The sequence below is a fragment of the Stenotrophomonas sp. BIGb0135 genome, assembly GCF_024810105.1.
In the GTDB taxonomy this organism is placed as follows: domain Bacteria; phylum Pseudomonadota; class Gammaproteobacteria; order Xanthomonadales; family Xanthomonadaceae; genus Stenotrophomonas; species Stenotrophomonas maltophilia_AB.
Map to the genome: position 1 here is coordinate 866527 of NZ_JANUDX010000001.1, position 13272 is coordinate 879798.

Below are 13272 nucleotides of genomic sequence, written 5' to 3' on the forward strand. Positions count from 1 at the left end.
GCGGGCCCTCCGCGCACTGGGCCCCTCCCTGGATCGAGAATAACGCCAGTCAATGGCTGAGGTAGGACATCAACGCGCCCAAGCCACGGCCGCCCGCCAAGCCGCAAAGACCACACACCGAGATCTACGGGCACTGCGCCGGTTGGCCGGGATTCCGGCGGAGAGCCACTCAGCCAGGGCAGTATGCCCCGCCAGACATTCGACCGACCCGAGCCCTGAGGCGCGCGTCAAGACAACCACGGACATGCCTCATTTATCCGACACAGGCGCCTCATGGACATGATCCCTTCTTGGCACATCCACACGCGCCAAGCGCTCGGCCAGACCTCGATAGATGGGCACATGGCAGACCAGCCCTGACACCCCCCGAGCCAAGAGCACCGTCGCCAGGATGGGCAGCAACATCCCATTGGTATCGGTGAGCTCCAGAGAAATCACTGCCGACGTCAGCGGAGCTTGGGTCACGCCCGTCAGGTAGGCACACATACCGAGCAGCACGAATGCACGAGGGTCCACGGAGGGCATCACTACCGACAGGTTATGCCCGAGGCCTGCCCCAACCGCGAGCGCTGGTGAAAACAGTCCCCCCGGAATGCCGGCCACATAAGAGGCCAGGTTCGCGAGCAGCTTCATGACCCCGAACTCGTGGCCCACTACTGCGTGGCCTTGCACCAAACTCCGTGCCTGCTCATAACCCGTGCCGAACGCACCGTTTCCGAACGCCGCTGCCAGACCAACGACGACCAGCCCGCAGGCGGCGGCAAGCAGCACCGGGTGGTTACTCCGCAGCCGACCTAGCCAGGTCGGCCTTCCGGACATGCTCAAAAGAACAAGCTTGGCAAACAAGCCGCCCGCCAAGCCTGCAACGGTGCCGCACAGCAAAATGGCGAGCCACGCCTGGCCAAGCGGAAGAAGCGTAGCCACGCGACCGAAGTAGGTGTAGTTGCCAAGGATGCCTAGGGAGACCACACCGCCGACGATGACCGCGGTGAGGAGCGTCCCGGAGAAGCGGTGTTCGAACCGTCCACTGAGTTCCTCAATGGCAAAAACGATCCCGGCCAAAGGGGTATTGAACGCTGCGGCGATGCCGGCCGCCCCGCCTGCCAAGAGGAAATGCGACAGCTCACGTGGGTCCCGAAAACCAAACCAACGGCCAAAGGCATACATCAGGCTGGCGCCTACATGCACGGTAGGGCCCTCGCGCCCCACGGACGCTCCACCCAGCAAGGAAAGCGTGGTCAGCAAGAGCTTGCCGGCCGACACTCTCAGCGAGAGATTGGTAGCGCGAAAGGCATGGTCTTCCGGCTTCTCCAACGCAGCGATAACTTGCGGGATGCCGCTGCCGCGTGTTGGACGCAACACCCCATTGGTGAGCCACGCCAGCAACGCGAAGATGCCGGGGGTCAGCAGCAGGGCCCACCACAACGAGTGGCCGATGATGCGCTGAAACAACAGGAAGGCAGCATCACTGGCTTTGGCAAAGACGATGGCAACCATCGCTACCGCCACCGCGCCGCCCCACAGGGCCATTCGCCGCTTCCAGCCATCTGCCGACAGGGCTGCCCGCAGCCCGCTTTGTGGGGGATCAGGTAAGGACATGGGCGTCATTGTCCTCCTCTCGCATGTGCCGGGATAGTGTCTCGTCCTACCTCAGCGACGACTTTCGGGCGCGCGCCATGACCTGCCGCTGCGTCAGAATCACCCTTTACGGCAGCGTAGCGTTCGGCATCTGGAACGTGAACAATGTCCCAGCGGCCTCATTCGACTGCACACTCAGTGTGCCGCCATGGGACCTCGCAATTTCCGATGCGATGTAAATGCCAAGACCGAGACCCGGTCGCGGGCGCTCGCCCTTTTCGCGCGAAAACGGGCTGAAAATAGTGTCCATGCTGCTGGACGGAATGACGCCAGCGTTGTGCACCTCCAGGATGAACCCATTGGACGCGCAGTGAACGTTCAACGTGATGGGGGACGAACGTTCGCCATGCTGGGCCGCGTTTGTCAGCAGATTGGCCAGCAGTTGTGAAAGCCTGCTGGGGTCGCAGACCACAGTCCCTTCAAGCCGTATCTGAACCTGGATATCCTGGCACCCAGTGGCGATGGCGACCTCGTCCACGACCCGTTTCAGCTCCGCGTCCAGCGTGCTGGTTGCCTGCAGCGAGATGGGAATGCCGCCGCCCAGGCGCCCTCTGGCGAAATCAAGCACGTCGTTGATCAGCCCGTCCATCCTGGTCACGCCTGACGCGATGTGCGCGAGCATGCGATGCTGACGCTCGGAATTCGCGTCAATGCCCAGCGAGTCTGCGGCGATGCTGATCGCCTGGAGAGGGCTGCGCAGGTCGTGTCCCAGAACCGCGATGAACTGATCGCGCAAGTCGGCAGCGCGGTGCGCATCGGAGAGTGCACTCTCGGCCTGCAGCAGGCGATCTTCCTTGTCCAGGTAGTTTCCAATCAGCTCGGCAAGCAACTCCATCGACCGCTGGACATGGGCTTCGTCGAAGTTGCCTGGCGCCGAGTCGATGGCGCACAGCGTGCCGAAGAAGGTCCCGTCCGGCCGATGGATGGGAACGGACGCGTAGCTCTCAAGCCCGTAGATCCGGGGCGTGTGATGCGTGGAGTAAAGCGGGTGTGCGCTCGCATTCGCGAATACGACGGAGGTCGCGGACTGCCTGATTTCGTCGCAGATGGTGGTTTCGAGCACCAGTTGGCCACCTGGAACCAGCCCGAAACCCAGGGTGTCGAGTGTGGCGCACGCCGTCCAGGTTATCTCGGTCACGCGGGCAATAGCGGCGAATCGCGAACCCGTGATGTGGGCTACGGTTTCGAGGATTCGCGGCACCGCCTGGATTCGACCGATCTCAGCGATGTCGTTCAGCAGATCAGGGTCGGTCAGGGTGTCCATGCGTGAGGGGTTGGGTCGGTGGCGCATTATCTCATGGGGGGAACCCGTGCGTTGGCAGGTCCGCAGGCGTGCGGGCCAGTCGGGCTGGGCACTCAGGGCCCGGTGGGTGTCCCGACGGAGGCAAACGAGCCTTTCGTCGATACAGGGCCGTGAGCAAGGCAGCCACTGGGGGGCGACATCCAGTGGCTGATTGAACGAGGCTCGCTTCGCGTGGCAACCCACGGCCGCTTGCGCAGTTCAGCCAGGTGCTGTGACAAGGCCGGTTGTCGACTGCCGGTAGCCGCCTCCGGGCCGCCCACGGCCGACTCACCTCGACACAGCGGACAAAGAAGAACAGGCGCATCGGTGTCGCCATGCAGCAGGGCAGCTCGGCGACGCCAGCGGCCCTACCCGTCATTGCGTGGCTAGCGCCGGTCTTCGTACCTGATGCCGAACCCGTTTCCCACGCGGTGGATGCGTGCGAAGCCAAGCTCCCCCAGGTGCATGCCGGCGACCATCAGCCCATCGGCGCTGACAACATCCAGAAGCCGTGAGCGTGTGGCGGCCGCCAGCAGCGGGTCCTGGTCGAATGCGATGGATACCGCGGGGCGGGCTATCTGGATATGCGGAAAATGCACGATATCGCCCCAGATCAACGCGCTTCGCCCGTCCGACTCGATGCGGTAGCCCACGTGCCCTGCGCTATGCCCGGGTAGCGGCAGCATGTGGATGCCCGGCAGCACCTCGCCCTCCTCCGCGACCCGAAGATGGTGGCGATACCGGGCGACGACCTGGCGTGCCAGCAGGAAGTTGCCGCGTGCGCGCGCGTTGCTCCGCGCAAGGTGGGCATCGTCCTCCCAGAAGGCCAACTCGCGTGGGTGGATCAACAGCTCCGCGTTGGCGAAGACCGCCCCGCCCTGCGCGTCGAGCAGGCCGCCGACATGGTCAGGATGGGCATGCGTCAGCAGCACGGCATCCACCTCGGCAGGCTGCACACCCGCCCGCGCGAGGTTGGCCGTCAGCTGCCCACCCCATCCCTTGACGCCGCCAGCGCCGGCATCGATGAGCATCGTGCGGCCCTGCCCGCGCACGAGATAGGCGTTGATGTGGATCGACGCCGGATCGTGCACACCTGCGCGTGCCTGCAGCTGGAGGGCATCGGCCGGATCGATGTGGGAAAGGAGCTCCAGGCTGGCAGGCAGGTGGCCATCACCGAGGGCCTGGATGAAAAAGTCGCCCGTCTGCTGCGCAGGCAGGGCCGGTCCAGGCAGGGGTGTATTCATGGTCGGTCATCCGTTCCGGGCGTGCAGTGACGCGGGGGTGCAGCCAAAGCAACGGATACGCGCCGCCATCCCTGCATGCTGTTGGATCGCCAGCGCGAGCTGACGCATGAATTCGTCCATGAGCGCTGGCGTTCTCGTCGGCGAAAGACGGAAGGTCAGTTCCGCGGACGCCGGGTAGCCGCGCCCGTGACGCGCGCCCAGGTACTGGATGTGCACGTTGTCCAGGGCCGCCCCAAGCAGGTCGGTACACAACTGCGTGCATCGTTCGGTGAGCGCCGCCAGATGGGTGTGCGCCGGCATGCGTTGCTCGGTGAAGTAGATCGTCAGCCCGGGCATGTCAGCGCGGCTCCAGTGCACGGGGTGCAGCACCCTGCGGGCTGTTCAGCTGCCCGGTCAGGGGCACATAGGCGTGCACGCCCTCGGGCAGGGTATCCACTCCCGGCGCTCCCGCCTGCGCAACCGATGCCAGCCAGAGTCGTGCAGGCGTGCGGTCCAGGGCAACGGCATGCAGTGCCTGCGAGGTGATCCCCATCGCCGTCAGCGGGCCCGGCCCCGCGTGGCTCACCAGCAGATACCCGCCCGGTTCGATGGCCGGCGCCCGGGCCGGGCTGTCGTACAGAGTGCGGCGCCACTGGGTGATGTGCCGCTGCCAGCGCGCGAAATTGCCACCGCCCTTCCGGGCGTACTCCTCGCCCAGCAGAACCTCAAGGCCGTCGATCGTGTGCAGGGCGAGGTAAGCGGGGCAGCCGGGACCGCATGCCTTGAAGCGTTGCGAGGTGTGGAAGCCGCGCACGGAAATGAGTGCGGGCAGTTTCTGCAGGCTGTAGAAGTGGTTCCACTCCGCCTCACTGGCAGGATCGGCAAAGTTGCATTCGACGGCGTAGATCATGGACGTGCTCTCCTGGCCCGGGCGCGGCGCCCGGCCCTCATTGACGTTCCATCATGCTAGGCCTGCCTTTTCAGGCGCAAAAGCGATAAATCGGTATGCTTCCGTGACACAACGTCACGCTGGACGCCCTTCATGCGCAGAAAAATCCCCAGCAGCGCCGCCCTGACCGCCTTCGAAGCGGCTGCCCGCCATGGCAGCTTCGCGCGGGCCGCGGAAGAGCTTTCGCTGACCGAAGGCGCCATCAGCCGCCAGATCGGCAGGCTGGAGTCGTTCCTGGGGGTCGCGCTGTTCGAACGCATCGGCAATCGTGTCCGCCTGCTGCCTAATGGCGCGCGCTACGCCGGCCAGGTCCGTGAGCTGCTGGACCGGCTGGACCGGGACAGCCAATACCTGATGGGCCAGCCGGAGAACGCCGCGAGCTTGGACATCGCCGTTACACCGACGTTCGCGATGCGCTGGCTCATCCCCCGCCTGGCCGGTTTTAGCCGATTGCATCCCAACATCACCGTGCATCTGTCCGAGCGCACCGAACCGTTTGCGTTGGCAGGAAGCGGGGTCGATGCCGCCGTGCACTTCGAGCATCCAGCGTGGGCGGGCATGCGGACCTATCCGCTGCTGCAGGAAGTGCTTTTGCCAGTTTGCCACCCATCGCTGCTCGGCGGGCGCAAGCGCTTGCCCGCATTGGACACGCTGCCGCGTCTGCACAGGCGGCACAGCCCTGACGCCTGGCAGCGCTATGCCGAGGAGACAGGCGTGCTCCTCACCAATCCCGCGGTAGGCGCGCGCTACGACCTGCACGCGATGCTGATCGAGGCGGCGCTGGCCGGCTTGGGCGTCGCCCTGGTGCCGCGCCTGTACGTGGAGGCGGAGCTGGAACAGGGGCGCCTGGTCGCGCCGTGGGCCCACCCCACGCGCGTATCAAAGACCTTCTGTCTGGTACTGCCCGAGCCAATCGGCCTGACCGCCGGCCCGGTGCAGGTGTTTGCGCACTGGCTGCTGGACGTGGCGGGCAAGCCGGGCGCCGACCGGGAGGCCTGAGCGGCCCTGCAGCGCGTGGCCTGCAGCGCAGGGAGAGCGCGGCGTCGCGCTCGGCCAACCAGCTCTCAATGGCGTCCGGAGCGCTCCCGCTTTCCATCCTCGTGCTGCGCCGTCGCGCGGCTCTGCGCGAACTCCGGGAAGATCTCTGCCATCGACGCGTTGTCCGGCAGAACGTAGAACACACCACCGCGTTCGAACGTCGACCGCACGACGCGCTCGTAGAACTCCGAGGACACGTTGATGCAGCCATGGGTGACGCGGTTGTCATCCGGCGTGGGCGACGCGAGGCGTTCGGCGCGCTTCTCTGCCGGCGTGCCGGGCGGCGTCGGGTGGATGGACACGGCGGAATCGTAGTCCACCCACAGCACGCGGCCGGCATCGATGGAGGGGCCATAGCCGCCGACGAAACGACCGGCCGGTGTAGTGCGATCGCGCCCGGGAATCTCGCGCAGCGCGAGGCCGGCAACGCCCGGGGCGGAATGGTCGCCGGTAGCCGAGCCGAACAGCGCGGGTGCTGCGCCGCGAAGCTTGCCATCACCGCCAAACACCAGGATCTGTGCAGCGGCCTTGTCCATGACCGCGAACGGGTAGCCCTGGCTGTCCTTGCTGGCCACTACCCAGCCGGCCAGTTCGATCACGGTATCGGACACGTCCTGGCCCTGCGGAAGCTCATCGACGGCGGCGACCGGTTGCGTGGCGTTGTCTGCCGCGCTGGCCGCACCGACGCTGGTCAATGCCAGCGCCAGGGCCAGCGCAGCATGGCGTGCAATGTAAGAGTGCGTACGGATGGGAAGGGTCCTCGGAATGAAGCGCGTGCGGCTCACGGGGACCAGTGGCCAGAAGCGGCCACCGGTCCCCGATTCAAGCGTTTCTCACAGGTGGGGCAGGAGCGATCAACCGCGCGGCTTGCGTCGCGGGGCCTGTTCGAGCTGCTGGACGCGGCCTTCGATCTGATCCAGACGCTGGTTGGCCTGTTGGGCGGACTGATTGGCGGACTCGGCGCTCTGGGCGGCGCCCTGCACCTTCACATCGAGCTGGTCGAGGCGTGAGTTGATCGTTGCAAATTCGTCTTTGTAGGTGGCGCAGGAGCTGAGTCCGACGGCGACGACAATCGCCACACCGAAACTACGAGCCATCGTCAAATGCTGCTTGTTAAGGGACATTGCACACCCTCCTTTCGTCTGGGGTCTCCGGAATATAGCCGGCTTTTCGCCCGAGTCAGGAAACGCTTTCAGCTACAGTTGGAGGAAGTAGAGGGGGCGTGAAGGACGCGAAATCCGCCGTGACGGAGCCTGAATACGCGGGTGCTGCGCGACCCGCCGCGAACGTCCATTGCGGCTGATTTCGGCCAGATGGGTCGCTGGCGGTGACCCTGCCAGACTGCCTCGTCTGTCACTCTCTTCGATCCCCACCTGCGCGCTGATCCGGGCCACCCATGAAAAACCCACGCGCTTCAGCCACCCAGTCAGATACGGCGCGCGGACCGACGCCGCCGGGTCTGTTCGCCGCGTTGCGGGATCTGCTGCTGCCGTACAAGGATCATCTTGTCGTCGTGCACGACGACGACGCGCACTTCTACGCCAACGGCATGCACGCCGCCGCCAACGGCAAGGCGCAGTTCTTTGCCGCGGTAAAGATGTCCGGCAGCAGGTGTGCATTCCACTTCATGCCCGTCTACGACTTCCCCGAGCTGCTGGTGGATATCAGCCCGCTTCTGAAGAAACACATGCACGGGAAATCCTGCTTCAACATGACGGTCAATGACCCGGTCCTGCTGGACGAACTGCGGTTGCTCGTCGCACAGGGCGTGCATCGCTACACGGCGGCCGGCAAGCTCTGAGTGCGCAGGCGCGCGCTACGGCGGGCGACGTGGACGCACCTGCCCTCCCCTGACCCATCAGGAGCGCACCGTGCCGCGTTATTGGATCAAGGCATTGAACGCAGCCATGCTGCCGCTGCCTCGATGGCGTCCTGATCGCTGGGCACAGGCTGCTCGGGCTGTATGCCATGTGGGTAGGCCACACCCGAGCGATCGAGCATCATCGCCCTGGTCAGCCGCAGGGCGCCGCCATCCGGGAGCGGATAGCCGCGGTTGGCAGTGGCAAGACCCGCGGTCGGCTGCCCGAAGAAGCGGGTGCCCGGACGGGCCCTGAACGACACGGCCACCGCCTCGCCGGAGCTCCCCGTCTTCGGCCCCACCAGCACTGCCACACGATGGTGGGCAAGGTCGGCTCCGCACGCCTTGGGCGCGCGGGCGCGCCACGATGTCGCCACCCCGTTGCGATCGCGGAATGCACCGACCTCGCCATCGCCCAGCAGCGCGTGCACGCCGCTGAGCATGGGCCACATGTTGCCGCCGGTGTTCTGGCGAAGATCGAGGATCCAGCCCTTGGTGGACGTTGGGGCCAGCCGCGCGATCTGCTCGCATAGTCCGGTCGCGAAGGCTTCACCGGCGGCTGCATCGGTTCCGCGCAGGCCGGGCACCAGTACGTAGCCGAGGTCCTGCATCGGCCTCACCTCGATGGCCCGCGTCGCCACGGCTCGTTGGCGGTATGCCAAGGCTTCGTTGGGAGACTGGAGGAAGCTGTGGCGATCTGCCAGCGCGTCCAGGACCTTGCGTATCCTGCCGTACGCCTCCTGGGCGGGACGTTGTTTCAGCTCCGGCGTCAGCTGCGCCTGCTGCACGGTCGGCCAGTCAACCTTGTCGGCGTTCAAGGCGTTGGCGCGAATCGTGGCAAGGGCATACGCGACCACGTCATAGGCCGATACGCCGCCCGACGGCGCATCCTGCGCCGTCAGCGTGAGATGCTCGACTGCGACACGCCCGGGGCTGTTCAGGGTGGCCCCCAGCTTGAGATGGGTCGTTCCCGAAGGGATATAGAGCCGCAGTTCCCTCGCTTGTGCGCCGTCAGCCAGATGCACCGGCTCGTTCCCCGAACTCGCGAAGGCCAAACGCCCTGTCGGGCCATCCGCACGGATCCAGAGCGTGGCGATGCCGGCGCCATCGGTTACCTGCACGCTGCCGGCCAGGCGCGCCTCCCGCCCCTGGAACGGACCGGCGTCCAGCGAGGTGATGGCGCCGACGAATGCCTTATCACCGGTGGATTCGGCCGACAGGGTGATGGCGCCGCCGCGCGTTTCCAGGATGTCGCCCGCACCGCGGGTGACCGAGAGTGGGCTGGTGCCCGTCCAGACGGTGTCCGCTGACGCGCCACTGCTGAGCAGCGCAAGAAGGAGAAACATCGCGGTGCGGGGCATGGGCAACGTCCTTGTCCGGGTTGAGAAACCATCCTTGGTTCACCTGTACGGCCGTCGACATCCCGACATCCGCAGGGGAGCGGGTCTTTCGGATCACGACGATTCCGAGGATGTCACTCGGTGCCAGGCAGCGTGGAATGTACCGTCTGCGCATGCGTGCTTCAACCGCGACTGCCGCGCGGAAAAACCGGCATCGGGATCGAGCGCGTACATCAGTGGCGAGGATGTTCGGAACAGCACGCCCTCCTGCGTGTCGCAACGATCGAATGCGGCGTCGCGCAGCCGCGCACGATCGACGCGGCTGTCGAACTCGGGGCCAGGATAGTTGGCCATGGCCGGCCAACCCTCCCCTACCCGAGCCGCCCCTCGCGCAGCCGATAGCTGCGATGCACGATGCCCTCGGGCAATACGTCGTGGGTGATCATCAACAGACTGCGCCCACCCAGCGCCGCCACCATGTCATGCAGCAATGCATGCGCGGTATCCACGTCCAGGCCGTCGGTGGGCTCGTCCAGCAGCAGGATCGGCGAGCCACGCAGCAGCGCGCGCGCCAGCGCCAACCGCCGGGCCTGGCCGGCGGACATGGTCGCGCCGTTCTCGCCGACCCAGGCGTGCAGTCCCCCCAGCTGGTCGGCCCAAGCCTGCAGGCGCACGTCGGTTAGCACCTGCCACAGCTGCGCGTCGCTGGCCTGCGGGTCGCCCAGGCGCAGGTTGTCGGCGATGCTGCCGGCAAACACCGGCGCATTCTGCGGCAGCCAGGCGATCTGGCGATGCCACTCGGCCTGGCTGAACTGGCGGATGTCGACGCCGCCGTAGCGGACGTAGCCCGAGGCCGGGTCCCACAGCCGCAACAGCAGCGAGGACAGCGTGGTCTTGCCGCTGCCACTGTCGCCGCGGATGGCGATGCGCTCGCCCGGGCGCAGCTGCAGCTGCACCTCATCCAGGACCCGGCGTGCCTGCCCCGGCCACTGGAAGGTGACGTGTTCGACGCTGAGCAAGGCCGCCTCCACAGGCAGCGGTACCGGATCGCGTGGCTCGGCCACGCCGGGGGCCTGCTCGACGATCTGCTCCAGCCGCACCGCCGCCACCCGGCCGGACAGCCACGACTGCCAGGCCAGGCCGATGCCCGCCCACAGCTCCAGCAACGCCACGGTGAGGAACACCAGCGCGGCCGCCATGGCCGCATCGATGGCGCCGCGCTGGAAGCCAAGCAACGCCACCCACACCATCGCCAGCAACCCGGCCGCCGCGCACAGGCCATGCAGTGCATTGCCGCCGATCAGCCGCCAGCGACGGCGACGGTCGCGCGATCTCAACTGTTTGGCGGCCACCAGCACGCGCTGGTTCCAGTGCTCGCGCGCCTGCAGCGCGGTGAGGTCGGCTGCACCTTCCAACCCTTCGAACGCCTGCGCGCGCAGCTGCGCGCGATGCCATGCGCGGTCGCGCTCCTCGCCACCCGCGCCGCGCACGGTCAGCCACGGCACGCCGATGCCGATCAGCAGCGCCAACACCGACAGCAGCAGCGCGGCCGGCGGATGGATCAGCGCGGTCGAGACCACCGCCACCAGCGAAATGCCGCCCAACGCCAGCAGCGGGCCGATCGCACGGACCAGCAGGCCATCCACTTCGCCGATGTCCGACATCAGCCGTGCCAGCAGCTCCCCGGTGCGCACGCCGGCCAGCCGCGCCGGTGCCAGCGGCAGCGCGCGACGGAAGAACCACACGCGCAGGTCGCGTGCGATGCGCAGGGTGACATCGTGGCCGACCAGCTTCTCGAAATAGCGCGAGGCGATCCGCGCCATGGTCAGGCCGCGGATGCCCGCCGATGGCGAGAAGAAGTTGAACCCACTGCCGAGCCCGGCCGCGCCGGCCAGCGCCGCCGCGGTGAGGAAGCCGCCGGACAGGCCGAGCAGCGCGGTGCCGGCCAGCATGGTGATCCACAGCAGCAGCACGGTCAGCAGCAGGCGGCCGCGATGGCGGGCGAAGACGCCGCGCAGGGAATCGGTGCGCGGGGTGTGGATGCGCGGGGTGCTCATGGCGAGGCCTCCGTGGCCAGTGCCGTGCCGCCGGCGGTGAGGGTGAGGCGGGTATCGGCCCAGCGCATCGCGACCTCGCTGTGGGTGGCGATGACCACTGCACGGCCGCGTGCGAAGGCGGCCAGGGTGCGCAGCAGGTCGGCCTCGGTGTCCGGGTCGAGGAACGCGGTGGGCTCGTCGAGCAGCAGCAGCTGCGGGTCGCGCAGCAGCAACCGCGCCAGTCCGATCCGCCGTGCTTCGCCGCCGGACAGGCCGACGCCGCGCTCACCAATCACCGTGTCCAGCCCGTCGGGCAGCGCCTCGGCAAAGCGCATCACCTGCGCGGCCTCGGCCACCGCACGCAGGTGCGCATCGGTGGCCCCCGGGTCGGCCAGGCGCAGGTTGTCGGCGATGCTGCCGTGGAACAGATACGGGCGCTGGCCCGCATACCCCACGTCCATGCCCGGGCGCAGCACGATGCTGCCCGACTGCGGCGGCAGCCAGCCGGCCAGCGCCTCCAGCAGCGTGCTCTTGCCGCTGCCACTGGGGCCGACCAGCGCCAGGCGCTGGCCGGGCTCGATCTGGAAAGACAGCCCCTGGATCGCATCGTGCCGCGCTCCCACGGGGCGCAGCACCAGGTCGCGCACCTGCACCGGCGGCGCGTGCTGTTCCAGCAGCTCCGGTGCGCGCGGCACCGCCGCTGGTGCGTCGACGGCGGCCTCGGCGGCGGGCAGTTCGCCAAGCAGGCGCTCAACCTCGGCCGCAGCGGCCAGCGCGTTGGCACGATCGTGGTAGTGCGCGGCCAGGCGCCGCAGCGGCGCGTAGAACTCCGGGGCCAGCAGCAGGCAGAACATCCCCACGCCCAGCGTGGGCACCTGCGCATGCAGCGACATCAGCCCGAGGTAGCTCAACCCGAAGTACAGCGCGACCATCGCCACGCTGATCGAGGCGAAAAACTCCAGCACCGTGGAGGAGAGGAATGCGATCCGCAGCACTTTCATAGTGCGCTCGCGCACGCCTTCGGCGGCGGCGGCCACGCCATCCAGCTCGGCCTCGCCCCGGCCATACAGGCGCAGCAGGCCCAGGCCCTTGATGCGGTCGGCGAAGTGCCCGCTCATCCGCGCCAGCTCACCCAGCTGGGCACGCCCGGCCGCTTCGGCGCCCCAGCCGACCAGCATCATGAAGAACGGCACCAGCGGCGCGGTGAACACCAGGATCAGCGCCACCACCCAGTCGGTCCAGGCCACGGCCAGCACGATCAGCAGGGGCACCACCACCACTTCGATGCGGACCGGCTGGTAGCCGGCGTAATAATTCTCGACTGCATCGGCATGGGTGAGCATCAGCTCGCCCAGCTCACCGGTGCGCTGCTGGCGCAGCCACAGCGGGCCGCGCGCCAGCAGCCGCCGGTAGACCCGCTCGCGCAGCGCCAGCCGCGCGGTGTCGGCCACCTCGCCCGCCGCCGCCTGGGTGGCACTGCCCAGCAGCGCGCGGATGACCAGCACCGCCAGCAGCGCGACCAGCACCGGCACCGCGCTGGCCAAGGGGCGATGCTGCACCAGCACGGCCTGGATCAACCAGGCGATTGCCGCCGCCTGCCCGATCAACAGCGCACCGGACAGGCAGATGCACAGCGCGGCCAGGCGCTGGCGGCTGCGCGCGGCGACCGCCAGGCTGCCCAGCCAGTGCAGGCGCTGGCGGCGCAGGGCGGCGGTATCGGCAGGGCTCGCGTCAGGGGGTATGCTCAAGACAGCTCACAGAGGGACACAGGGAGGTTCCGGTCGATTGTAGTGGGTGCCGGGATGGCCCCCGTGCGGCAAGCGGTCGCAGGCTGCGCCGATCGCATACGATTCCCTCGTGGAACCGTTTGTACATTGATCTGAATCAAGGCTGTTTGAAGTTGCTGGT

At 67.4% G+C, this 13272-nt stretch carries 13 protein-coding genes; 2 read left to right on the forward strand and 11 right to left on the reverse strand.

Annotated features, from left to right (window positions below; all coding sequences use genetic code 11):
- Positions 1–249 precede the first annotated feature (249 nt).
- From M2421_RS03960 to M2421_RS03980, 5 genes are all read right to left on the reverse strand, one after another.
- Complete coding sequence (locus M2421_RS03960; protein ID WP_259203403.1) at positions 250–1599, reverse strand: chloride channel protein; 1350 nt, start codon at positions 1597–1599, stop codon at positions 250–252.
- A gap of 106 nt (positions 1600–1705) precedes the next feature.
- Positions 1706–2902: a GAF domain-containing sensor histidine kinase gene (locus M2421_RS03965; RefSeq protein WP_259203404.1), complete on the reverse strand. Its 1197-nt coding sequence runs from the start codon at positions 2900–2902 to the stop codon at positions 1706–1708.
- Positions 2903–3306: 404 nt separating this feature from the next.
- Positions 3307–4164: an MBL fold metallo-hydrolase gene (locus M2421_RS03970; protein ID WP_259203407.1), complete on the reverse strand. Its 858-nt coding sequence runs from the start codon at positions 4162–4164 to the stop codon at positions 3307–3309.
- Positions 4165–4170: 6 nt separating this feature from the next.
- Positions 4171–4500, reverse strand: a complete 330-nt coding sequence (locus M2421_RS03975) for a hypothetical protein (RefSeq protein ID WP_259203409.1) — start codon at positions 4498–4500, stop codon at positions 4171–4173.
- 1 nt (position 4501) lies between these two features.
- Entirely contained in the window at positions 4502–5053 is a 552-nt protein-coding gene (locus M2421_RS03980; protein ID WP_259203411.1) for a hypothetical protein, read from the reverse strand.
- A 132-nt stretch (positions 5054–5185) separates the two neighbouring features.
- On the opposite strand from M2421_RS03980, the gene M2421_RS03985 reads away from it, so the two are divergent.
- Positions 5186–6091: a LysR substrate-binding domain-containing protein gene (locus M2421_RS03985; protein ID WP_259203413.1), complete on the forward strand. Its 906-nt coding sequence runs from the start codon at positions 5186–5188 to the stop codon at positions 6089–6091.
- A gap of 65 nt (positions 6092–6156) precedes the next feature.
- Here M2421_RS03985 and M2421_RS03990 read toward each other — a convergent pair whose 3' ends face one another.
- Entirely contained in the window at positions 6157–6837 is a 681-nt protein-coding gene (locus M2421_RS03990; RefSeq protein WP_259203551.1) for a hypothetical protein, read from the reverse strand.
- Positions 6838–6984: 147 nt separating this feature from the next.
- A complete protein-coding gene (locus tag M2421_RS03995) occupies positions 6985–7254 on the reverse strand; it encodes a hypothetical protein (protein WP_259203414.1) in 270 nt (89 codons plus the stop codon).
- 272 nt (positions 7255–7526) lie between these two features.
- Between M2421_RS03995 and M2421_RS04000 the strand changes: the two genes are divergently transcribed.
- Positions 7527–7931 (forward strand): hypothetical protein, encoded by a 405-nt coding sequence (locus tag M2421_RS04000; protein ID WP_259203416.1) that lies wholly within the window; start codon positions 7527–7529, stop codon positions 7929–7931.
- An 86-nt stretch (positions 7932–8017) separates the two neighbouring features.
- Here the strand turns inward: M2421_RS04000 and M2421_RS04005 are convergent, their stop codons facing one another.
- From M2421_RS04005 to cydD, 4 genes are all read right to left on the reverse strand, one after another.
- Positions 8018–9349: a S41 family peptidase gene (locus M2421_RS04005; protein ID WP_259203418.1), complete on the reverse strand. Its 1332-nt coding sequence runs from the start codon at positions 9347–9349 to the stop codon at positions 8018–8020.
- Positions 9350–9442: 93 nt separating this feature from the next.
- On the reverse strand, positions 9443–9682 hold the full coding sequence (locus M2421_RS04010) for a hypothetical protein (RefSeq protein ID WP_259203420.1): 240 nt from the start codon (positions 9680–9682) through the stop codon (positions 9443–9445).
- 17 nt (positions 9683–9699) lie between these two features.
- The gene (gene cydC / locus M2421_RS04015; RefSeq protein ID WP_259203422.1) at positions 9700–11385 is read right to left on the reverse strand and encodes a thiol reductant ABC exporter subunit CydC; all 1686 of its coding nucleotides are present in this window, start codon (positions 11383–11385) and stop codon (positions 9700–9702) included.
- Positions 11382–13112 (reverse strand): thiol reductant ABC exporter subunit CydD, encoded by a 1731-nt coding sequence (gene cydD, locus M2421_RS04020; protein WP_259203424.1) that lies wholly within the window; start codon positions 13110–13112, stop codon positions 11382–11384. The genes cydC and cydD overlap by 4 nt, the downstream gene beginning before the upstream one ends.
- Between the last annotated feature and the right edge of the window lie 160 nt (positions 13113–13272).